The sequence below is a fragment of the Nocardiopsis xinjiangensis YIM 90004 genome (assembly GCF_000341145.1).
Lineage (GTDB): Bacteria > Actinomycetota > Actinomycetes > Streptosporangiales > Streptosporangiaceae > Nocardiopsis > Nocardiopsis xinjiangensis.
This window is the reverse complement of sequence record NZ_ANBE01000003.1, coordinates 296,966-317,558: the sequence shown is the minus strand read 5'-3', so window position 1 is coordinate 317,558 and position 20,593 is coordinate 296,966. Positions and strand designations below refer to the sequence as shown.

At 65.7% G+C, this 20,593-nt stretch carries 22 protein-coding genes and 1 tRNA gene; 14 read left to right on the top strand and 9 right to left on the bottom strand.

What is annotated here, in order from left to right:
- Positions 1-20: 20 nt before the first annotated feature.
- Genes D473_RS0101960 through D473_RS0101945 form a run of 4 tightly spaced genes read right to left on the bottom strand, consistent with a single transcriptional unit; the run spans position 21 to position 3,092 of the window.
- Positions 21-716 (bottom strand): glycosyltransferase, encoded by a 696-nt coding sequence (locus D473_RS0101960; RefSeq protein ID WP_017607415.1) that lies wholly within the window; start codon positions 714-716, stop codon positions 21-23.
- Positions 713-1,309: a class I SAM-dependent DNA methyltransferase gene (locus tag D473_RS0101955; protein ID WP_017607414.1), complete on the bottom strand. Its 597-nt coding sequence runs from the start codon at positions 1,307-1,309 to the stop codon at positions 713-715. The genes D473_RS0101960 and D473_RS0101955 overlap by 4 nt, the downstream gene beginning before the upstream one ends.
- Positions 1,306-2,052 carry a PIG-L deacetylase family protein gene (locus D473_RS0101950; RefSeq protein WP_017607413.1) on the bottom strand — a complete coding sequence of 249 codons (747 nt, stop codon included), beginning with the start codon at positions 2,050-2,052 and terminating at the stop codon, positions 1,306-1,308. The genes D473_RS0101955 and D473_RS0101950 overlap by 4 nt, the downstream gene beginning before the upstream one ends.
- The gene (locus tag D473_RS0101945) at positions 2,049-3,092 is read right to left on the bottom strand and encodes an acyl-CoA dehydrogenase family protein (protein WP_017607412.1); all 1,044 of its coding nucleotides are present in this window, start codon (positions 3,090-3,092) and stop codon (positions 2,049-2,051) included. Before D473_RS0101945 ends, D473_RS0101950 begins: the two co-directional genes overlap by 4 nt.
- Before the next feature lie 890 nt (positions 3,093-3,982).
- Between D473_RS0101945 and D473_RS0101940 the strand changes: the two genes are divergently transcribed.
- Positions 3,983-4,819 (top strand): peptidoglycan recognition protein family protein, encoded by an 837-nt coding sequence (locus D473_RS0101940; protein ID WP_017607411.1) that lies wholly within the window; start codon positions 3,983-3,985, stop codon positions 4,817-4,819.
- A gap of 448 nt (positions 4,820-5,267) precedes the next feature.
- Here the strand turns inward: D473_RS0101940 and D473_RS26235 are convergent, their stop codons facing one another.
- On the bottom strand, positions 5,268-5,705 hold the full coding sequence (locus tag D473_RS26235) for a GNAT family N-acetyltransferase (protein ID WP_083917885.1): 438 nt from the start codon (positions 5,703-5,705) through the stop codon (positions 5,268-5,270).
- A 338-nt stretch (positions 5,706-6,043) separates the two neighbouring features.
- Between D473_RS26235 and D473_RS27025 the strand changes: the two genes are divergently transcribed.
- Positions 6,044-6,769 (top strand): hypothetical protein, encoded by a 726-nt coding sequence (locus D473_RS27025; RefSeq protein WP_152436731.1) that lies wholly within the window; start codon positions 6,044-6,046, stop codon positions 6,767-6,769.
- Between the two features lie 32 nt (positions 6,770-6,801).
- On the opposite strand, the gene D473_RS26230 is transcribed toward D473_RS27025, so the two are convergent.
- Positions 6,802-7,533 (bottom strand): XRE family transcriptional regulator, encoded by a 732-nt coding sequence (locus tag D473_RS26230; protein WP_241474685.1) that lies wholly within the window; start codon positions 7,531-7,533, stop codon positions 6,802-6,804.
- A gap of 405 nt (positions 7,534-7,938) precedes the next feature.
- Between D473_RS26230 and D473_RS0101935 the strand changes: the two genes are divergently transcribed.
- The 3 genes from D473_RS0101935 to D473_RS0101925 all read left to right on the top strand — a co-directional run bounded on the left by D473_RS0101935 (position 7,939) and on the right by D473_RS0101925 (position 9,361).
- Positions 7,939-8,217 carry a hypothetical protein gene (locus tag D473_RS0101935; RefSeq protein ID WP_017607409.1) on the top strand — a complete coding sequence of 93 codons (279 nt, stop codon included), beginning with the start codon at positions 7,939-7,941 and terminating at the stop codon, positions 8,215-8,217.
- Positions 8,218-8,319: 102 nt separating this feature from the next.
- A complete protein-coding gene (locus D473_RS0101930; protein WP_026126513.1) occupies positions 8,320-8,799 on the top strand; it encodes a GntR family transcriptional regulator in 480 nt (159 codons plus the stop codon).
- Between the two features lie 124 nt (positions 8,800-8,923).
- Entirely contained in the window at positions 8,924-9,361 is a 438-nt protein-coding gene (locus D473_RS0101925; protein WP_017607407.1) for a hypothetical protein, read from the top strand.
- Between the two features lie 5 nt (positions 9,362-9,366).
- Here the strand turns inward: D473_RS0101925 and D473_RS0101920 are convergent, their stop codons facing one another.
- Together D473_RS0101920 and D473_RS0101915 are read right to left on the bottom strand one after the other, a co-directional pair.
- Positions 9,367-9,846 (bottom strand): NUDIX hydrolase, encoded by a 480-nt coding sequence (locus tag D473_RS0101920; RefSeq protein ID WP_017607406.1) that lies wholly within the window; start codon positions 9,844-9,846, stop codon positions 9,367-9,369.
- A 13-nt stretch (positions 9,847-9,859) separates the two neighbouring features.
- On the bottom strand, positions 9,860-10,597 hold the full coding sequence (locus tag D473_RS0101915; RefSeq protein ID WP_026126512.1) for a DUF5919 domain-containing protein: 738 nt from the start codon (positions 10,595-10,597) through the stop codon (positions 9,860-9,862).
- A gap of 287 nt (positions 10,598-10,884) precedes the next feature.
- Between D473_RS0101915 and D473_RS0101910 the strand changes: the two genes are divergently transcribed.
- From D473_RS0101910 to D473_RS0101890, 5 genes are all read left to right on the top strand, one after another.
- Positions 10,885-11,292 (top strand): hypothetical protein, encoded by a 408-nt coding sequence (locus D473_RS0101910; protein ID WP_017607404.1) that lies wholly within the window; start codon positions 10,885-10,887, stop codon positions 11,290-11,292.
- Between the two features lie 95 nt (positions 11,293-11,387).
- Positions 11,388-11,648, top strand: a complete 261-nt coding sequence (locus D473_RS0101905; protein ID WP_017607403.1) for a hypothetical protein — start codon at positions 11,388-11,390, stop codon at positions 11,646-11,648.
- Complete coding sequence (locus D473_RS0101900; protein WP_017607402.1) at positions 11,648-13,048, top strand: FtsK/SpoIIIE domain-containing protein; 1,401 nt, start codon at positions 11,648-11,650, stop codon at positions 13,046-13,048. The genes D473_RS0101905 and D473_RS0101900 overlap by 1 nt, the downstream gene beginning before the upstream one ends.
- Complete coding sequence (locus tag D473_RS0101895; protein ID WP_026126511.1) at positions 13,048-14,739, top strand: replication initiator; 1,692 nt, start codon at positions 13,048-13,050, stop codon at positions 14,737-14,739. The genes D473_RS0101900 and D473_RS0101895 overlap by 1 nt, the downstream gene beginning before the upstream one ends.
- Positions 14,739-15,890 carry a tyrosine-type recombinase/integrase gene (locus tag D473_RS0101890; protein ID WP_017607400.1) on the top strand — a complete coding sequence of 384 codons (1,152 nt, stop codon included), beginning with the start codon at positions 14,739-14,741 and terminating at the stop codon, positions 15,888-15,890. The genes D473_RS0101895 and D473_RS0101890 overlap by 1 nt, the downstream gene beginning before the upstream one ends.
- Before the next feature lie 117 nt (positions 15,891-16,007).
- On the opposite strand, the gene D473_RS0101885 is transcribed toward D473_RS0101890, so the two are convergent.
- Positions 16,008-16,081 (bottom strand) — tRNA-Gly (locus tag D473_RS0101885).
- A gap of 221 nt (positions 16,082-16,302) precedes the next feature.
- Here D473_RS0101885 and dcd point away from each other — a divergent pair.
- From dcd to D473_RS0101865, 4 genes are all read left to right on the top strand, one after another.
- Positions 16,303-16,890, top strand: a complete 588-nt coding sequence (gene dcd / locus D473_RS0101880) for a dCTP deaminase (RefSeq protein WP_017607399.1) — start codon at positions 16,303-16,305, stop codon at positions 16,888-16,890.
- A gap of 431 nt (positions 16,891-17,321) precedes the next feature.
- Positions 17,322-18,320 carry a quaternary amine ABC transporter ATP-binding protein gene (locus tag D473_RS0101875; protein ID WP_017607398.1) on the top strand — a complete coding sequence of 333 codons (999 nt, stop codon included), beginning with the start codon at positions 17,322-17,324 and terminating at the stop codon, positions 18,318-18,320.
- Positions 18,317-19,540: an ABC transporter permease gene (locus D473_RS0101870; protein ID WP_017607397.1), complete on the top strand. Its 1,224-nt coding sequence runs from the start codon at positions 18,317-18,319 to the stop codon at positions 19,538-19,540. The genes D473_RS0101875 and D473_RS0101870 overlap by 4 nt, the downstream gene beginning before the upstream one ends.
- A gap of 61 nt (positions 19,541-19,601) precedes the next feature.
- Positions 19,602-20,534, top strand: a complete 933-nt coding sequence (locus tag D473_RS0101865; protein WP_026126510.1) for a glycine betaine ABC transporter substrate-binding protein — start codon at positions 19,602-19,604, stop codon at positions 20,532-20,534.
- The last annotated feature ends 59 nt before the right edge of the window (positions 20,535-20,593 follow it).

Here is a 20,593-nt window from a genome sequence, read left to right as displayed (position 1 = left end):
ACACCGACCGGCCGGGTCGCTCACACCGCTCCCCGCTCCAGGTCGTCGAGCAACCGGCCGAAACCGTCCGGGGCCCGGAACGAACGCCGGGCGGAGGTCCGCACGGGCAGATCTGCGGGACTGAGCACGGAAAGACCCAGCCGGGTGAGGCGCTCCACCAAGGCGTGGTCCTCACCCGACCCGATCCCGGGGAAGCCGCCGGCATCGACGTACGCGGAACCCCGGACCCCGAGGTTGGCGCCGTGCACGTGGCCGTGCCCGTCCGCCACGGGGAAACGCCGCCCGAACCGTACGTCCAGCCCTTCGGACCGCAGCGACCAATCGGCCACCTCCACGGACCCGGCCACGGCGTCGTGTCCTGCGTCCGCGTGCACGAGCTGATCGGAGATCCACTGAGCGGGCACGAGGGTGTCGGCGTCGGTCGAGGCCAACCAGACCGAGCCGGCCGGGGCCCCGCCCGCCAGCTCCAGTGCACGCCGCGCGCCCACGGCCCGGGCCGCCCCCACACCGAGGTGGGGCACTTCGACCACGTGTGCCGCCATGGAACGGGCCGCCGGCGCCGTACCGTCCCGGCAACCGTCGGCCACGACCACCACGTGGCAGTGCTCCGGCGGCACGGGGGCGTGTTCCAGAGCCCGGTGCACCGCCGACAGGCAGGACACCACACACGCACTCTCGTCATGGGCGGGGACGATCACCGCGACCCTCCGGATCACGGGCCCTCCCCGCGCGCGGCCCCCGGCTGCTCGACAGCGAAGGTCTCCAGGACGAAGTCGTCCTCGACGTGGCGGCAGGTGCGCGCCAGCCACGGGGCCTCGTCCAGGATCCGGTGCACGTCGTCGCCGGTGCGGACGTGCTCGTCGGCCGCATGCCGCCAGTGCACGGCGATCACCGTCGCTCCCCGCCGCGAGGAGGCCAGGGTTCGGTCCAGGACTCCCTGCAGGTCGGTGTCGCCGAAGTAGTAGAGCACCTCGGAAAGCACCACCAGGTCGAAGGAGCCCTCGGGCCAGCTCTCGGGCACCCGTCCCCGGACCACCCGCACGTGGCCGACCCCGGACAGTTCACGCCGCGCCTGCGCGACCGCCCCGGGCGCGGAGTCCATGGCCAGGAGCCGGGAACACCGATCGGCCAGGTCCCGGGTGAGCAGACCGATCGAGCACCCGGGCTCGAAGGCCGAACCGTACCGCTCCTCGGGCAGCGCGGCCAGGGTGAGAGCGCGTTTGCGGCGCTCGTACCAGCGGGACCGGAAGTGCCACGGGTCGGGCGAACGCTCGTACATCCTGGTGAAGAGGTCGGGATCCGCACTCACCCGAACACCACCTCTTCACCGCGCTCGAAGTGCTCGACCATCTCCGGGCCCAGTACGGCCTCGTCACCACGCAGATCGCTCAACGGCGCGATCTGCGTGGTGAAACACGCGATCGCGGCCGCCTTCCGGGAGACGGCCCGATCCGACAGTTCCACGCGGCGGGCCCGGTTCCACGGAACCGCCGCGGCACCGGGCTCGGCCCAGTGCCACATCCACACCGGATACTGAAGCAGCTGCACACCGCAGGCGCGTGCGGCATCGACCGCGGCGGTACCGGCTGCCATGTGGTCCGGGTGCAGGTCTCCCTCCCACGAGCTCACGCACAGGTCGAACCCCGACAGGAGCCCGCTCAACCGCAGGGAGACCTCGGCCTCGGCGCCGCCGGCCTCACCGTCGGGCACACCCAGGCGGATCACGTCGGTGTCGGGCACCCCGAGTTCGGCCAGGGCCGCGGACCTTTCCTCCACGCGCCGCTGCGCGAGTTCCTCGGGCGAGGTCGTGGGGCTGCGCGGATGTGAGCCCTCGCCGTCGGTCACGGCGATCACACGCACGTGGACGCCGCGCTCCGCCAGCATCGTGAGGGCACCGCCGAAGCCGAGGACCTCGTCGTCCGGGTGCGGAGCCACGACCGCCACGGAGCGCACACCGTCGAGGTCCAGCCGGGGGAGGTGGGCCGCGCGCCCCCAATCCAGCCACCGGCTCTCGTCCGTTCCCGGACCATCGATCGGATGGGGTGGTTTCATGCCCGGTCCCTCCCGTGGTCGTGTGCGGCCAACGCACCGAGGCGCGCGAGATCGCGGGTCCCGTGGTGTTGGCGGATGTAAACGGACAGGTCCTGTGCGGCGCGGGTGTAGGCCGGGTCGGAGGCGAGGGGCTCTGCGCCCAGGGCCTCGGCGCAGTGCTCCAGCACCGAGGTGCAGGCCGCGCCCACCGCAGAGCGGACCAGGAGGGCGCGTTCGGCGGCCCCGCCCTTGCTGTCGTCCGGGTCCTCGTCGATCTCCCGTGCCGCCCGGCGCAGCACGTCCTCGGCGCAGCGCAGATCGCGGACGACCGCGCCGAAATGGGCCAGTGTGTGCGGGTCGGGACCATGCCGGCGCGCCTTCGCCGCCAAGGGTTCGGCCACCGCGAGGGCTCCCCCGTACCAACAGGCCGCCACGCCCGCGCCGCCGTGGTGGAAACCGGGACGGTCCGTGTACGCGTTCGGTGCACCGACCGGGACCGCACGGACGTTCCTGAAGTCCAGGGTGAAGGTCTCGCTGTCCGACATGCCTTCGGCCGCCCAGGTGTCGGGATCGGCGACGGTGTGCTCGTTCTCGATCGCGAACAGGAGGCGTTCGCCCGAGTCGGGCTCGGCAGTGACCAGGGCCCGGGTACAGGTACGGGCCCCCGAACAGAAGGGCTTGCTGCCCTCGAGGACCCATCCCGTGTCGAGCGGCTGGGCCCGCAACCGGTACCCGGGCGGGTGCGCGGCCCAGACGCCCCAGACCGTGTTCCGGGCAGGCCGGGAACCTTCGAGCTCGGCCAGGACGGCCAGCGCATCGACGTGCCCCTCGGCCAACCGTGCCAAGGACAGGTCCTCGGCCCCCAGCCGGACCAGGGTCTGCCACCTGAGCCAGGTGTCACCGCTCCCTGGAAGCGGAAGATCGAGGCCCCCGTTCTCGATCTCCCTCAGGAGTGCCCGCGTCGCCGGGGCCGACCCCTCTCCGTTCTCGTGCCGGTGAGCGGAAGAGCCGGTGTCCGCAGCGTTCCGCGCGCGTGTTCGTGCTGTTCCGACCGTGCTCATGTGCGCCCCCGTGCAGCAGCGGTGTCACCTTGCGCTGCCCCTGCGGGGTGAGCACGAAACACGGTCCGCGGCTTCGTGTGGAGAGGGGGTCGGGGCGGACCGGCTCTCCCCTCCAGAAGCCGGACCGCCCCCCGTGAGGGACTCGGCCCGGCTTCCCCCGAAACCGGGCCGCCCCGTGAGGGGCATCCGCCGGTCCCTCGGGGGCTCGGGTGGGTCGGCGGGAGTGGACTTCCGCGGTCACCCGAGCGGGCTCACCGGGCCTCTGCACAGCACCCGACCGGTTGAAACACACCAGGTCGGACAGGTCTCGGGAGTCCTCGTGGGGCCGTGGTGGCTCGTGTGAGCTCCCTCGGCCGTAACCCGGATCTGTCCGGCCATGAGAGCGTCTCCGGGCGAATCGGGAACCGGGTCGAAAAAGGAACTGCAGCCCGATAAAGCGCGTACTGAACGAGTCGGCATCTTCTCGTCATTCGAGAAGGGTGGCCTCTGTCCTGTTGCGGTCCGGGTGCGCCGAAGAGTTGTTTTTCGATTCCGCCCCATCCTCCGTGTCGGTGCTTTCTGTTCACCTGGAGGTGCCTACAGTGGGTCGAGAGCGGCTCTGTGGAGGCTCTTCTCGTTTTCGGTCTCCTCGTTCGGTCCACTGTCCTGCCTGCGCAGCAGGGTGATGGGTCGGTTCGGTGTTCCGGGAGGGCCGCGGGTCCGGTCAGAACTGTTTTCTTCTTTCTTTCTGGCGTCCCTACAGCATCAAGATCCGTCTGCCTACGGGGTGAAGTCTTCCTTCCCTGGCCGGAAGCGGTCATGGAAATATCGATACGACCCTTTGTGTGTCATATGCCCCATGCCTTTTCATGAATGGGCAAGTGTCCCATCGAACCGAGAGGGAATCCCCCATGGTCAACATCCCCCAACCGGGGCCCGACAGGCGCAGCATCCTGCGCGGAGCGGCCCTCGCCTCGGGTGCCATCGCCCTGGGCGGAGGCTTCACCGCCATGGGCGCCACGAGCGCCTTTGCCGAAACATCCGGCACGAGCTCGGCGGTCCGGGCGGCCCAGCCGTATCTGTACTGGCGGGGCGCATGGAACGCGCGTCCGCCGAGCAGCCCCATCCAGGTGCTGGCTTCGGCGCCGACCTACATCGTGGTCCACCACACCGCGACGCCCAACAGCACCGACTACTCACTCGACCATGCCCTGCGCCTGTCCCAGTCGATCCAGAACTTCCACATGGACACCAACGGCTGGATCGACACCGGCCAGCAGTTGACCATCAGCCGCGGTGGCCACGTCATGGAGGGCCGTGACCGCACGGGTGAAGCCATCTCGGCGGGTCAGCACGTCGTGGGCGCCCATGTGGCCAACTACAACAGCAATGCCATCGGCATCGAGAACGAGGGCCTCTACACTTCCGCGAGCCCGACTCAGGCCCTGACCGACTCCCTGGTGGAGACCCTGGCGTGGCTGTGCGGGGCCTACGGGCTGAACCCGCAGAGCGCGATCGTGGGCCACCGGGACTTCAACGCCACCGCATGCCCCGGTGACGTGCTCTACGGGATGCTCCCTGACCTGCGCAACAGAGTCGCCGGGACGATGGAGGCCTACGGTCTCCCCATCGGTCAGCGCAGCGTGCCGGCGGAGGACCGCCCGACCTACCCGTCCGTGCCCGAGAACGAGCCCGAGCGCGAGTTCTACCACGGTCCTGCCCGTGGCCCGGACGACTTCACCCGCTAGGAAGTCACGTCCTCGAGTGAGACTCACGGGTCTTCCCGGTACCGGGTGAGCCACGTGTTCCTCGGCCGGGCCACGGTGGCCACCATCCGTGGCCCGGCCCCGGGTCTCGGGGCGCCCGCGTTCCGTGCCGGCCACATATCGGGACGTCGGTGCGTGCGGTGGCCGGCCCCGGAACGACGAAAGGCCAGGTCGAACGACCTGGCCTCTTGCGTGTCTGGAGCGGATGACGGGGATCGAACCCGCGTTATCAGCTTGGGAAGCCGAGAACGCCTCTGACGGGTGGCCTCCCACTTCGCTTACCTGCGCTGATGCCGCCCGTCTCCCCGCGACTCCCTGTGGTTCCCCGATGCTGACCGTCCCGTGTGGCACGTGTGTGGCACGGAATCTGCGGCTTGGAAGTCACCCTCACTCGGTGAGCAGGGGTTGGCTACACCTGGTCCATTCGTGACTACAGAGATTTTGTGAACCGTGTTCCTGATGCGGTGTAATCGCGACGTGTGTAGAACGCATGCGCCTCAGTTCGCTTGGCTCCGGAGTTCAGTTGAGCCCGGACTGCCCCCTTCGCTATGGCCCACTGCTCGAACATGGTGCACAGAGCGGTGCCGACGCCTTGCCCTCGTGCTTCCTCGGCACTGACCAGAGCGATGAGTTGCGCGGCTGGGGCGTCCTCCTCCACGGGAAACAGCAGATGACCCGCAGCGAAGCCGATCAGCCCTCCGGTTGTAGCTTCGATGACCCAGAGCTCATAGGTGGGGTCACCAGCGAGCCGTTCAAGGCGGTTCCGAACTTGCGTGGCTGTCGCGGGGTGCGACAGAGCTGCAAAGAGCGGTACGAGCTGGTCTGCATCTGTGGGGTTACCGGTCCGGACTGACAGTTGAGGCGACATTCTCAAGACCCTAGCTTTGGACCCTGGTTCACTAGGTCTCGCCCGCCACGATTTTGGTCCGAGGTGCCCGGTAGCGCTGGAGTCAGCCACCCAAGACAGTTGTAGCCCGCTGCCGGGTGACTCGGGATCTTCGCACGTCATCAGCCAATTTCGTTGGAGTAGTAGCGATTTGTAAGCGACCGGCTCCAAGATGGCATGTGGTTCCTTTGGCAGCAGCTCGGGACCGGGCGTCAGCCCGCAGCCCGAGCAGCGGCCAAAGGCCGCTGCGACGGCGGTTGCGCCGTCGCCTTGATCCAATACAGCCCAATTCGGCAATTTGGCGAAATGTAGGAGGATCCTTGTCCCTGAAAGTCAACAAGGGGCCCACTGCAAGAGAACTTCCTCTTCCAGGGTCCATATTCTACAAGGAAGACCTAAAGGAAATTTTTTCAACCTTGAATCGAAAGAGTAATGATGGGGGAGTGGCGGTTGTTGTTTCGATCAATGGTGATGAATACGAGATAGATGAAATGGATGATTTTGACAATCCAGAGATCACCTCTCAAAAATTTCGATCAATCAGATACGAAGCCTCGTATGAGGGGTCATCTGTAGTAGTTGACATAAGCCGTGAAGCAGGAAAGGTTATTGAGCTCAGAAAAGATGATGACATTGTTATGACCGGAGTGGCTGATAAAGTTCTCGAAATATCCCAAAGAAGAGAGGATAACCTCAGGACGTTCACCTTGATCATACTCGGATCCTGCACATTGGTTCCTGTCTATCTGTTTTCCGCACGGTTTCTTGTGGGCCCCCTGATTGCCCTGTTTGGGCTCCTTGGGATTCCGATAACGCGTGAGATTCTGGTGGAAGGCGAGCTCCTTGGGCTGATCGTCGCTTTTCTGTACATGCCAGTTCTGATGTTCGCCTTGTCTAAGATGAGGATTAAAGGAAATGCCATCATTAATCATCGAAAAGGGAGGTCGAATCTGCTCCGAGAAAAACTCTTCAAAAACTGGCAGGCGAGTGCATTCTGGGCGATGGCGAGCGCCACGATCGGATTTCTGATGGGAAAATTTTTCTAGGTCCCTCGGTCGAGAGTGAGTCCGACAGAGGTTCAGTTTAGTGTCCTGGAGTCGCTCCAAACCTTCTCGAAGCTGGAGGTGTATATTTTACTCAATTCTGAAAGTGGCTCTCGTTCGATTTCGAGTACAGGAGCTCTCGCTGCTGGCAGGCCGTAGATGTGCTGATTAGCCAGGATCGTTTTCTCCGTCAAGAAAATTGAGCAATAGAGTGCAGTAGAGTGAGTTCGAACGTCTACCCTATTTGAAGTCATGAACTCACGAAACAGAAATAGTGAGTTTCTTGCCCTCGCGGGTAGGATTTCCCCAATTCCTTCGTCTCTTCCCCTTTTTTCTACGGGGTGTGATTCAGGATCTCCGAGGATAATGCGAACACTTACTCCCTTCCTTGCTTGGGACGTCAGGAGTTCTAGTATTCCCATGTCGTCGGCAAGGAACAGGGCGCTGTAAGCCAGGATGCCGATCTCTTGGTCCGCTGAGTTGAACAGGTTCCACCACACTTCCCGTGGCACTTGCCAGCGGTGGGCGTAGACACGTGGGGTGTGCTCGGGCGCCGGGGAGTTCGTTCTGCTCTGGTGACTCTTCTCCGGCCAAAGAGCCTCTTCCTCGACCTGTAGAAGATCGGCAACGGCCCACCTATGGCGGGGATAGGGGCGTGTGCCGGACAGCCAGCGGCGGACCGTCTTGGGATCAACGCCGATGTGCGCGGCGACGTCGGTCTCGGTGAGTCGGGACGCGGCCAGTGCCTTGCGCAGTGCTGCGTTCACGTCGGTGCCCTCCGGGGGTGCGGGAACCCGACGATACCAAAGACGTCCCTAGACGTCCCCCAAGTTGTCCAATACGTGGTACACACGTCCACTCACACAGAGCATCGTTTCCGCTTGTAAGAAGGCTCCGAACTGCTGGGGCCTCCCTCGACCCAAGCGGGAAAGCATGCGAAACCTCCTCCAATCCCTGCGGGCACCTGTGCCGCCACCCCGGCGGCCGGCGGCCCGAGCGTCTTCGAAGACCCTGCCCTTCACCCCTGCACCACCCGCACGCGAGATCGAGCCGCTCGTTCCTGTGGTGCGCCCCTACGTCACGCAACAGAGGCCGCGTCCGGTGACCCGTGACCGTTCCCAACTCGGTCTCGAACTCCTCCTTCAGCTCTCGCGAAGGGTGGCGGTCCCGGCATGAACCCCGATGCTGTGTCCAAGACGCTGCTGTACCTGATGCGTCGCAACTTCGGTCAGCAGTGGTCGATCCGGCGTATCGGACGCCTGTGGATCGCGACCGCAACCAGCCACAGGATCACGCACGCCCCCACACTGATCGAGGAGAACATCGACGTCTTCGTGCGTCAGCTCGAATGTCCTCCCGCTGGGATCGGTCACCCGGCCCTGGTCAACGAACGGCTCACTGAAAAGCGGTTCAACGCTTCGTGTGCCAAGGACACCTGCCCTGAAGAGTGAGCACGCGCTGTGGACATCACCTGTAGGGCTTGCGGCCCATACTTGTCCTAGGTCCGTGAGTGACTCACGGAGCTCCACCGACCCGAACCCGGAGGGACCCGCTTGAACCCGCGTACCCCGTGGGGGACCTACCACCAGATCGCGGACGCTCTGCGCTCTCGCATCTATGCCGGCGCCCCTGCCCCCGGCGATGCTCTACCTTCTGAATCGGCTCTGGGGCAGGAGTTCGGTGTCTCCCGGACCACGGTGCGCCGGGCTCTGGCCGAGCTGGAGGCGGAGCGCCTGCTCAAAGCTCTACCGGGGACGGGGCGTGTGGTCTGTGCCCCTGAAGAACGAACGGACGTGCACGAGTCCCCTCCGTCCCAGTACCGGCGCATCGCCTCCGAGCTCCGCGAGCAGATCACCGATGGCGACTTGGCTCCCGGTGCCGCCCTTCCGAGTGAGGCGGCATTGGTGCGTCAGTACGGAGTATCGCGGGGCACCGCTCGACAAGCCCTCTCCGAGCTTGAGGGGACCGGGCTCGTGATCGCCGTGCACGGTAAGGGGAGGTTCGTCACCGAGGGCGGAAACGGCGCGCGTTAGCCTGGCACATGTGGGACATGTTCACTGGGCGCGGGAGCTCGCGCGCGAACTGCTCGAAGGACCGCTTCCCCGTCGCTGGGCGCACTCCCAGGGGGTAGCCGAACAGGCGCGGTCCCTGCGCCCGATGCTCGGTGATGACGCTGACCTCGTGGAGTCCTCCGCCTGGCTGCACGACATCGGATACTCCCCGAACCTGGCGACCACGGGTTTCCATCCGCTCGACGGGGCTCATTACCTGCGGGCGGTCCAAGGGGCCGATGAATCCCTCGTCTCTCTGGTCGCCTACCACTCGTGCGCAGTAGTCGAAGCTGAGGAACGCGGGCTGGTGGCCGAGCTGAAGAACGAGTTCGCAGCTCCATCTGATGAGTTGTTGGACGCGCTCACCTACTCGGACATGACCACGGGTCCCGACGGAACGCACCTGCCGGTGGAACGGCGGTTGTCCGAGATCTTGGAGCGCTACGCCCCCGAAGACTTGGTGCACCGGTCCATCTCGCGATCCTCACCGCTGTTGACGGCTTCAGTGCGGTCGGTGGAACAGCGATTGGCTGCGGTGATGTGAGTCCGTTAGCCGATGTGGGTCGGGCCTTCAGCGAGGAACTGGTCCACACGCCGGCGCATGGAGCGATCCATCCGGTACCCGGACCCGGACAGCTCCGCCTTGGGGACCCACACGACCTCTTTGGACTCGTTGCTCGTGCGGGGCTCACCCGAGACGGGACGTGCGGTGAACACCATCGAGAACTCCTGGCGGGCCTCGCCGTCGCTGGTGTAGTAGATGATGTGCTTCGGGTCGCTGTAGATGCCCACGATGCCGGTGATCTCGCAGGTGACCCCGGTCTCTTCCACGGTCTCGCGCACGGCGGCCTGCGGCACGGATTCTCCGAGGTCCACAGCGCCCCCGGGCGCTGCCCAGTTGTCGTTGTCGGTGCGGCGGATCATCAGGACCTCATCGCGCTCGTTGACCACGAACACGTTCACGGACGGGACGAGGCTGTTCGCGTCCGGGGCCTGGGGGTCGTCGTAGTAGTCAATCCGCTTGCCCATGCGTGCGCTTTCCTCAGTCGAGCGGGCTTGCCTGTTGCCAGACCTTCTCGTAGCTCTCCAGGTAGGTGCTCACCATGTCCCCGCCGGGAATCTTGCGCAGGTGGAACACGGGAGCTTGCGACGCCATCGCCCCGTACACGTGGGTGTTGACGATCATCTGTTCATCGGCCTGGTAGATCGAGTTGTACAAGGTCGTCCCGTGCAACCGGAACTCGATGCCCTCGATCTCGCGCAACCCCTGGTAGAGCACGATCACGTTCTTGATCTTGGCGGCGAACAGGTCGTCCAAGCCTTCGTCACGTCCGCGTTGGGCCACTGCCTCGCTGTCGGGGTCGCCCAACAGGATCCGCACTCGGACGCCGGCCTCAGCTTTGTCGGCCAGCAGCTTGAGCATGCCCGGGTCGTCGGCCAGGAAGAACCCGCTGAACACCAGGATCGAGATCTCCCGCTGCGCCTCGGTGAACAGGCGCTTCCACAGGTCGGTCGGCACGCTCCACCGGTGGGGGTAGATCTCGACGATCTCACTCTGTGAAGCCGTCTTGTGCTGCTCCGGTGGCAAGGCTTCCGGCCACAGGTAGTTCTCCTCCACCCCCAGGTACGCGGCGGCCGCGAACCGGTGGCGGCGGTACGGGGTGCGTTCCTTGGTGATCCAGCGCTCCACGCTCTTGGCGTCCACGCCGATGTGTCCGGCGAGATCGGCCGGGGTGGCAGCACGCTGCAACAGCGCTGCTCGCAACCTCTCGTTCGCCATGGACCTCGGGGCTCGCCTGGACGTGTGGGGACGCGCTCACAGTATCGAGACGTCCCGAACACGTCCAGCCATGTAGTGATCCCGTCCCGTGTCCACGGGCGAGAGTGGAACCGTACCGAGAACCCGCCTCGGCAAGGCGGAGACGACAACAGCAGACCACGGCGCCCGGTGAACGCTGGTCGCCAAGTTCGATACATGCTATACATGTATCGATGTTCGGTCGGCGGGCAGTTCTCGTCCAGAACATCAGCTATGACCTGCATGAACGATGAGAAAAGGCTGATCAGATGGCTATCAAGGGTGCGTTGCCGGTGTCCTTCGGCACGGTCTTCCCCCACGGCGCTTACGCGCTCGGGGTGGAAGCGATCAACGACTTCGAGACCAAGCGGCCCCAGCTCGACAAGGACACCGGGCTCCCGTTGTGGGCGGTGGACGTGATCGACGCCGACCCCGAAGCACGGGGCAAGGCCAAGAGCGTGAAGGTCAAGGTCGCCGCCGACGTGTGCCCCACCTTGCCGGACGAGGTGCCGGGGTTGCCGTTCCGGCCGGTGGAGTTCGAACAGATGGCGGTCATGCCCTACGTCGACGACTCCGGGCGCCGCCCTCGCGTGGCCCACTCCTTGCGGGCTCGCGGTGTGAAGGCTCCCGGTGCATCCGGTGGTCGCCGTGCTGCTCCGGCCAAGGACGCTGACTGATTCGACATGGGACGGGGCGGCCTGGTGCTCCAACACCTCGGCCGCCCCTGTGAACCCTCCTGCGACTGCGAAATCTCAGAAGAGGTGCCCCCAGTATGACCGACAACCCCTCTGACCTGTCCGCCCTGACCGGCCCCGAGCTGGTTCGGGCGTTCCTGGCCGAGTACGACAAGCCCCGCTCGACATCCCAGCAGCGGGCCGAGTTCTTCGAGTTCAAGTCCCGCGTGTTCGCCGCCATCGCTGAGCGCGAGGGTGACGCCGGCGCCTCCCGGTTCGCTGCGCGTGCAAAGGCCGACTCCGAGTTCTTGTGGGCGGAGATCGCCGACAACGGGTTTCGGAACGGGGGTGAGTACTGATGATGAACCAACCCAAGGTCGGGGCTGCCCAGTCCTCGCCGACCTTGCCGACCCCGGCCCACGGGGTGCGCTGGACGACCCCGATCGTGGAGACACCCGGCATCGTCGTGCTCGGCTCTTGGATCTACCGCCTCGTGAGGTTGGTGGTGATGCTTCCGTTCCGGTTCCCCGTCATGGTCGCTTCGGCGGTGGCCTGCACTGGGGTGTGGTGGCACTGGTCCTGGCCGGGGCTGCTCACTTTCGCCGGTGGCTTGTCGACGGCGGCCTTCGTGTGGTGGCGGCGTTGGCCAGAATCCTTCAGTTACTGCGTGACCTTGCGCCTGCTGGCCTGGTGGCGCCACCTGAGCGTCTACCACCGGCACTGGCAACCCGTGCTCGTCATCTCCGGACTGGCCGAGTCCTACCAGGAACGGCGCTACCTCCCGCGCATCCGAAGAGTCACCTGCAACGACCGGGCTGACTACGTGCGGGTCTCGCTCGTCGCCGGTACCTCCCCGACCGACTTCGAACACCGGGTGGTCGAGTTGGCGCACGGCTTCGCCGCTCCTTCTTGCCGTGTGGTGACCAACGGTCCTCGTGACATCACCTTGGAGTTCCCCCGACACGACACCCTCGCCGAACCCCTCGGTGCCCTGCCGGTCCCGCAGACCTCGGACCTGGCCGCGCTCCCGGTCGGCAAGCGCGAGGACGGCACCGCATGGAAACTGCGCCTGCACGGCACGCACGTACTCATCGTCGGAGTGACCGGGGCCGGGAAGGGCTCTGTTGTCTGGTCGGCCGTGCGTGCGATGCTCCCCGCGATCTCGGACGGAACCGCCGAGGTGTGGGGCATCGACCCCAAGCGCATGGAACTGGCCTACGGACGTTCTCTGTTCGCCCGCTACGCCGACGACGGGGAATCCGCGGTGGCGCTGCTCGAACGCGCTGTGGCCCGGATGCAGGAACGATCCGAACGCTACGCCGGTAAGCAGCGCTCGCACACGCCGACGAAGGATGACCCGTTCGTGGTCGTGGCCCTGGACGAGGTCGCGTTCCTGACCGCCTACCACCCCGACCGGGACATCCGTAAGCGGGCGGAGAACGCGATCGCCACTCTGACCTCCCAGGGACGTTCGGTCGGCTTCTGCGTGCTCGCGGCGTTGCAGGACCCGCGCAAGGAGGTCATGAACCTGCGCAACCTCTTCCCGGACAAGATCGCCCTGCGACTGGACGAGGCATCGCAGGTCGACATGGTCCTCGGTGAAGGTGCGCGCGAACGCGGGGCTGAGGCACACCTGATCGACCCCACCCTCCCCGGGATGGCATACGTGCGACTGGAGACCTCCCCGTCTCCGGTCCGGGTACGGGCCGCGTTCGTCTCGGATGACGACATCACGGCCATGGCGAACGGGGGTGCGTGATGCCCACGCCTACCGGCAAGAGCACCCGGTCCGAGCGGCTCGCCCAACCCCTCGCGCGTGAGGTGGCCGAACAGGTCGCCGCTGACCACGGGGTGTGCGTCAGGCCGGTCTCTCTCCGGCGTACCGCCATGGGCACGGGCGAAACGGAGATCATCGACGTCCCCTGTGGCTCGACCCTCGAATCGCGCTGTCCGTCCTGTGCGAAAAGAAAACGGTCGCTACGGCGCACTCAGTGCGCGGAAGGCTGGCACCTGGCCTCGGAACCAGTCATGGAACCCGACCCTCCGACAGAGCAGCAACAGGACTGGGTGGAACAGCGCGCTGTGGTCACCGCTGAACGGGAGAAGCTCGCCGCCAGTGGTTGCGATCCCGAACAGCTCACTGCTCTGGATGCCGCGATCGCGGACCTGGACGAGGAAATCACCGCCTCCGGGCTGCGCGGCTCGGTCACCCGCTCCGCTTCCCCGGACTCGGGCTCGCGTCGGGTGCGCTCGACCAAGCGGCGTCAAGACGTTCCCGACCTGCCCAAGCGGCCCATGACGAGGAAGACGGTCGGGCGGGCGTTCACCGATCCGGATTCGGGGAAGGTGTTCCGTCCCTCCCTGTTCCTGACGCTCACGCTCGACTCCTACGGGCGGGTGCGTTCTGACGGGACTCCGGTGAATCCGTCCACCTACGACTATCGGCAGGCTGCTCGGGACACCCTGCATTTCTCCAAGCTCATCGACCGATTCGTGCAGAACCTGCGCCGGGTCGCCGGGTTCGACGTGCAGTACTTCGCCTCCGTCGAACCGCAACGGCGGTTGGCTCCGCACCTGCACATGGCTACACGAGGCACCCTGCCCCGTGCCGAACTCCGGCAGATCGCCGCCGCGACCTACCACCAGGTGTGGTGGCCGCATGCCGACACGGTGGTCTACGAGGGCGACCATCTCCCGGCCTGGGACGAAGAGAAGGACACCTACCTCGACCCCGCCACGGGGGAAGCGTTGCCCACCTGGGATGAAGCGCTGGACGAGTTGGACGCCGACCCCGGTGCGGAACCCCACCATGTCGTGCGGTTCGGCAAGCAGGTGGACGCCAAGGGTGTCGTGGCGGGCTCGGAGGACGCTCAGCGATGTGTGCGCTATCTCGCCAAGTACCTGACCAAGGACATCGCCGACTGCCACACGGTCGAGACCACCCGCCAGGAACAGCACGTGGACCGTCTGATGGAAACCCTGCGGTTCGAACCCTGCTCGCCTCGGTGCTCGAGCTGGTTGCGCTACGGCGTCCAACCCCAGGATCCCAAGCCGGGCCTGCGTCCCGGGTTCTGCCGATCCAAGGCTCACCGTCGCGAACACCTGGGCTACGCCGGACGTCGCGTCTTGGTCTCGCGCAAGTGGTCCGGTAAGACGCTGGCCGACCACAAGGCAGACCGCCTCACCTGGGTTCTGGAAGCTCTCGGGATTAACGGCGTTAATAGCGATCCAGCGAACGAGGAACCGGGGGACGAGCACAACACACGGCCCCCGGTCCTGACCTCGGTCAACTCCGGTGACTACGCCTGGGAGCTGGCACTTCCCACCGATCCGGACGTGGCGCCCCGAGAACACCGCCTACTCCGGGCCGTCGGCGAAGCGCTCAAACGCCGTGCCCAACTCGATGCCGCACGTACCCCCGCCCCCTCGGCAACGGAAAGGGCTGCCTGATGGCTCGCGAGAAGAAGAGGGCGTTCGGTAACATCCGGTCCCTGAGCTCGGGGCGCTTCCAGGTCCGCTACCGGAGTCCGGACGGACGTATGCGACCGGCGCCGACCACGTTCGCGACCAAGAAGGCCGCGCAGCGCTGGCTCACGCTCAAAGAGGCCGAGATCGCCCAAGGAGACTGGTTCGATCCCGAAGCCGGTGCTGTGCCCTTCGGTGAGTACGCGGCCGAGTGGATCGAACACCGGGATCTGACGCGTAAGACACGACGCACCTATGAGGACCTGCTGCGTCTCCACCTGGAACCGACGTTCGGCAACGTGCTCCTCAGCGAGATCAAGGAGGCTGACATCCGCCGGTGGCGCTCCTCCCGCCTTCGGCGGAAGAACGGCCGCGCTCAAATCCCCAAGGCTTACCGGCTCATGCGGGCGGTGCTGAACACCGCTGTCAAGGATCGGCTGATCCGTGAGAACCCCTGCCAGATCGACGGTGCGGGACTGGAAGACACCGAGGAACGCCCGGTGCTGTCGGTGGCCGAGGTCTTCGAGCTGGCCGATGCGTTCAAACCCCGTTACCGGGCGCTGGTGCTGCTCGCGACGTTCGGCAGTCTGCGATGGGGCGAACTCGCGGGTCTGCGTCGCCGACACCTCGACCTGGAAGCGCGGACGGTTCGCGTACGGGAAACCGTCTCTGACGTGGGCGGGCTGTACAAGGGTGCCCCCAAGTCCAAGGCGGGGCACCGAACCGTATCCCTGCCCGAACTGATCATCCCGGACCTACGCCGGCACCTGGACGAGTACGCGGCTCCGGGGCCGAACGGGTTCGTCTTCGTCGGCGTGCGCGGCAATCAGCTCCGACGCGGCAACTTCTCGAAGTACTGGGCGGACGCCTGCTCGACCGTGGGACTGGAGGACGTCCACCTCCACGACCTCCGGCACACCGGCAACACCTACGCAGCCGAAGCCGGAGCGTCCGTGCGTGAGCTGATGCGGCGGATGGGCCACTCCAGCACCCGGGCGGCGATGGTCTACCTCCACGCGCGTGACGAACGTGAACGCGAGATCGCGGACCGGCTGGGGGAGAGGGTCACCGAGGAACTCAACCGCAACGGGGCGAACGGGCTGGATGATCCAAGGCCCATGGACGACCGCCCCTGAGGCTCACTCGCGTTCGCCTGTGTGGCACGTGCGTGGCACGGCGTCCGGCGAACGGTCCCGGAAACACAAACGGCCAGGTGTTCGAAGAACCTCGAACGACCTGGCCTCTTGCGTGTCTGGAGCGGATGACGGGGATCGAACCCGCGTTATCAGCTTGGGAAGCTGAAGTTCTGCCATTGAACTACATCCGCGTCGTCGTGCCGGGAGCGTGGCCCCGGTCGGCAACGGAGCCCATTCTAGCCCACGTTCGGGCCCTCACGGCAACTCGGTTCGCCGGCCGAGTCGTGTGGGACCCGGTCGAGCCGCACGGGCCCGCCCACGCGCGGCCGGGCTCCCGTCCGGATGCGGGTGCGGCAGGCGGGTCATCGCCCGAGGTCGTCCAGGGTGTCGGCGCAGGCGGTAAATTCGGAGCGTGCTCCTCTCCGATCGTGATCTCAGGTCCGAAATCGATTCCGGCCGGGTCAAGCTCGACCCCTTCGACCCCGGCCTCGTCCAACCCTCCAGCATCGACGTCCGGCTGGACCGCTTCTTCCGGGTCTTCGAGAACCACAAGTATCCCCACATCGACCCGGCGGCCGAACAGCCGGACCTGACGCGGTTGGTGGAGACGGACGGGAAGGAGGCGTTCATCCTCCACCCGGGCGAGTTCGTGCTGGCTTCGACCTACGAGATGGTGTCGTTGCCCGACGACATCGCCAGCCGTTTGGAGGGCAAGAGTTCCCTCGGGCGCCTGGGCCTGCTGACGCACTCCACGGCCGGTTTCATCGACCCCGGTTTCTCCGGCCACGTGACGCTGGAGCTGTCGAACGTGGCGACGCTGCCGATCAAGCTCTACCCGGGCATGAAGATCGGACAGTTGTGCATGTTCCAGCTGTCGTCGTCGGCCGAGTACCCCTACGGATCGGCGGTCTACGGGTCTCGTTACCAAGGGCAACGGGGGCCCACGCCCTCGCGCGCACACCAGAACTTTATCCGGACCCGTATCGAACCCGAAGATTGATCAGCGGGCCTTCACGGTTCCTCAGGTTTACGGTACGGTCATATGTCAACACATACCGTGCCCCTGTCCCCTCTATGCGTGATCGTTACTCATGTCACCGTAAAACCATGAGTGGCGTAAATCACAATAGGGCTCCTTGTGGGATCCACAACCACGGTTGTAGGTCGGTATATGGCTTTTATGTAAATTAAACATGTTATTTCCTGGTGACATATCGCCTGAACTGTGCGTTCGCAACTCGGTAAGGTGACGATCCGACGTGAACCGGGTAGCGGGCCCCGCCTTGACTGGCGTGCACAGGGGGCTCTGCGTGGGCCTGCTGCCCTCGGTATCCGCGGGTCGAACGTGGGGAGTGCCTCCAGGCTCCGTGCGTGCCTCGCGGTCGGGACAGCCCCATAGAGGAGACCGTGCCAGCAGTACGCGCAGACAACTTGTACAAGGTGTTCGGAAAGCAGTCGAGGTCCGCCGTCGAGCGACTCTCCGACGGCAGTCACCGTGACACCATCACAGACCTCGACGTGACCGCAGCCGTCATCGACGTGTCCTTCGAGGTCGAACCCGGCGAGACCTTCGTCGTCATGGGCCTGTCCGGGTCGGGCAAATCAACCCTGATCCGCATGCTCAACGGCCTCCTGGAGCCCACCGCGGGCGCCGTGGAGGTCGACGGCGTCGACATCACCGCCCTGAGCAAGAAGCACCTGTTGAACCTGCGGGGCGAGAAGATCAGCATGGTCTTCCAGCACTTCGCCCTGCTCCCGCACCGCACAGTGCTGGAGAACGCCGCCTACGGCCTGGAACTGCGCGGCGTCCTCAAGGAGGAGCGCGAGGCCAGGGCGATGCGCAACCTCGAGATGGTCGGCCTGGAAGGCTGGGAGCACAAGCTCCCGCACCAGCTGTCCGGCGGTATGCAACAGCGCGTGGGTCTGGCCCGCGCCCTCGCCGCCGACACCGACATCATCCTCATGGACGAGGCCTTCAGCGCCCTCGACCCGCTGATCCGCCGGGACATGCAGACCCAGCTCCTGGAGCTGCAGAAGCAGCTGGGTAAGACGATCATCTTCATCACGCACGACCTGAACGAGGCCATGCGCCTCGGCGACCGGATCTGTGTGCTGAAGGACGGTCGTGTCTCCCAGATCGGAACGGCCGAGGAGATCCTGAACGAGCCGGCCAACGAGTACGTGACCCGCTTCATCGAGGACGTGGACCGTACCCGTGTGCTGACCGCCGCTTCGGCCATCGACGCCGGCATGGCCGTCGACCCCGACGCGCGCCAGGTCGGTGCCGCCACCCCGATCGCAGAACTGTACGACGACATGAGCACGGCCGACCAGCTCCGTGTCGTGTCCGAGGAGGGCGAGGCCCTGGGCATGGTGTCCCGTGGTTCCGTCCTTGCCGCCCTCGCACCCGGGAAGGAGGACCAGGGATGAGTCAGGTCGCTTTCCCGCCCGAGATCCCGATCGGTGACTGGTTCGAAGCCGGCAACGCGTGGCTCAAGGCCAACTTCGGCCTCGTCTTCGACCTCATCGGCGCTTTTGTGAAATGGGCCGTCGAAGTACTGTCCGGTTTCTTCATGGAGCCGGCCGCCGGCCAGCTGGCCTTCATCGCCGCGTTGCTCATCGCCGCACCCTTGGTTCGCACGGCCAAGCGGTTGCCGTTGGCGATCATCGTCGGCGTCGTCTCGGTGCTCTACATCCTGCACGCGCAGATCGAGCTCGGGAACACCATCATCAACGGCATGCCGCCCTTCCTGTTCCTGTGGGCGGTCAACCTGTTCGACGCCGGGCTCGTCGACGCGTACTTCTGTATCTCGCTTCTCTTCCTGGTCGCGGTGACGGTCCTCGGCGCGCTGCACAAGAGCAGCCGGATCCGCACGGCAGTGATCTCCGGCGGCTGGTTGGCCGCGGTCCTCCTGGGCTGGCTCGTCCTGCCCATGGTCGTCACCGACCCCATGTCGCTGCTGATGATCCTGCTGCTGAGCCTGCTCGCCCTGGTGGTGGCCGGCTGGCGTATGGGTCTGTTCGCGGTCCTGACGCTGACCCTGATCGCCTCGGTGGGCCAGTGGGACAACGCGATGGACACCCTGGGCCTGGTCCTGGTGGCCAGCGCCATCGCCGTCGTCATCGCGATCCCCATCGGTGTGCTGACGGCCTACAACGACACGGCCAGCAAGATCGTGAAGCCGGTCCTGGACCTCATGCAGACCCTGCCGGCGTTCGTCTACCTGATCCCCGCGATCTTCTTCTTCTCCATCGGCGCGGTCCCCGGCGTCGTCGCCACCATCGTCTTCGCGATGCCCCCCGGTGTGCGCCTCACGGAACTGGGCATCCGCCAGATCGACAAGGAGCTGGTCGAGGCGGGCGAGGCCTTCGGTGCCTCCAGCCGCAAGATCCTCACCGGTATCCAGCTGCCGCTGGCCCTGCCGACGATCATGGCCGGCGTCAACCAGGTCATCATGCTCGGCCTGTCCATGGTCGTCATCGCCGGCATGGTCGGCGCCGGCGGTCTGGGCAGCGACGTCTACCAGGGCATCACCCGCAACGACGGGGCCCTGGGTTTCGAGGCGGGTATCGCCGTGGTGATCCTGGCGATCTTCCTGGACCGACTGACCGTGGCCGTCACCAAGAACGGACCGAAGTCCGCGGCCTGACCCGGCCGCACAAAGCCACAATCCCGCACAATCACAGAATTCCCCGAGGGAAGGAACCCACATGTACAGCCGTAAGCGAATGACCGGGCTGGCCGCAGCCGGTATGAGCGGTGCTCTGCTGCTCACCGCGTGTGGCGGTGATGGACAGGACCTGACCGGCGACAACGATGGCGCCGAGGAGGACTCCAAGGAGATCAACATCGCGCTGATCGCCTGGGAGGAAGCCATCGCTACCACCGCCATGTGGGAGGTGATCCTGGAGGAGAAGGGCTACGACGTCAACATCACCGAGGTGGACGTCGCCCCCGCTTTCCAGGCCATCGACCAGGGCGACGTGGACCTGTTCCTCGACACCTGGCTTCCCACGACCCACGAGGAGTACTGGAACGACTACGGGGAGAACCTCGAGGACCTGGGCGTCTGGTACGACAACGCGGTGCTGACGTTGACGGTCCCCGAGTACATGGAGGACGTCAACGAGATCGGTGACCTGACCGATCACGCCGACGAGCTCGACAACCGCATCGTCGGTATCGACCCGGGCGCCGGTCTGACCGCCCAGACCGAGGACGAGGCCATGCCGGGCTACGGCCTGGACGAGGACTTCGAGCTGGTCACCTCCTCCGGTGCGGCGATGCAGGCCGAGCTGGCCTCGGCGATCTCCGAGGAGGAGCCGATCGTGGTCACCCTGTGGCGTCCGCACCCGGCCTACGCCGAGCACGACCTGAAGGACCTCGAGGACCCCGAGGGCCACATGGGTGAGACCGAGTCCCTTCACTCCGTGGGCCGTGACGGTTTCTCCGAGGAATACCCGGCCCTGACCGGCTGGATGGAGAACTGGGAGATGAGCGACGACGAGCTCTCCTCGCTCGAGGTCCTCACCCTGGACGAGCACGAGGACGACCCGCAGGAGGGCGCTCGCGTCTGGCTGCAGGACAACCAGGAGTTCCTGGAGCGCACCATGGGCGAGGACGCCGAGGGTCTGGAGTTCTGATCCCGACCGGGCGTGGCCCGCTTCGTTNCCCCCCCCCCGCCTGTGCAATACGTGTGTCA

Bases quoted from the DNA above. Each gene is read 5' to 3' on its own strand.
- D473_RS0101950 (WP_017607413.1), bottom strand. From the start codon at position 2,052: ATGAAACCACCCCATCCGATCGATGGTCCGGGAACGGACGAGAGCCGG.
- D473_RS0101945 (WP_017607412.1), bottom strand. From the start codon at position 3,092: ATGAGCACGGTCGGAACAGCACGAACACGCGCGCGGAACGCTGCGGAC.
- D473_RS0101940 (WP_017607411.1), top strand. From the start codon at position 3,983: ATGGTCAACATCCCCCAACCGGGGCCCGACAGGCGCAGCATCCTGCGC.
- D473_RS26235 (WP_083917885.1), bottom strand. From the start codon at position 5,705: ATGTCGCCTCAACTGTCAGTCCGGACCGGTAACCCCACAGATGCAGAC.
- D473_RS0101935 (WP_017607409.1), top strand. From the start codon at position 7,939: ATGAACCCCGATGCTGTGTCCAAGACGCTGCTGTACCTGATGCGTCGC.
- D473_RS0101925 (WP_017607407.1), top strand. From the start codon at position 8,924: ATGCTCGGTGATGACGCTGACCTCGTGGAGTCCTCCGCCTGGCTGCAC.
- D473_RS0101920 (WP_017607406.1), bottom strand. From the start codon at position 9,846: ATGGGCAAGCGGATTGACTACTACGACGACCCCCAGGCCCCGGACGCG.
- D473_RS0101915 (WP_026126512.1), bottom strand. From the start codon at position 10,597: ATGGCGAACGAGAGGTTGCGAGCAGCGCTGTTGCAGCGTGCTGCCACC.
- D473_RS0101910 (WP_017607404.1), top strand. From the start codon at position 10,885: ATGGCTATCAAGGGTGCGTTGCCGGTGTCCTTCGGCACGGTCTTCCCC.
- D473_RS0101905 (WP_017607403.1), top strand. From the start codon at position 11,388: ATGACCGACAACCCCTCTGACCTGTCCGCCCTGACCGGCCCCGAGCTG.
- D473_RS0101900 (WP_017607402.1), top strand. From the start codon at position 11,648: ATGATGAACCAACCCAAGGTCGGGGCTGCCCAGTCCTCGCCGACCTTG.
- D473_RS0101895 (WP_026126511.1), top strand. From the start codon at position 13,048: ATGCCCACGCCTACCGGCAAGAGCACCCGGTCCGAGCGGCTCGCCCAA.
- D473_RS0101890 (WP_017607400.1), top strand. From the start codon at position 14,739: ATGGCTCGCGAGAAGAAGAGGGCGTTCGGTAACATCCGGTCCCTGAGC.
- D473_RS0101870 (WP_017607397.1), top strand. From the start codon at position 18,317: ATGAGTCAGGTCGCTTTCCCGCCCGAGATCCCGATCGGTGACTGGTTC.
- D473_RS0101865 (WP_026126510.1), top strand. From the start codon at position 19,602: ATGTACAGCCGTAAGCGAATGACCGGGCTGGCCGCAGCCGGTATGAGC.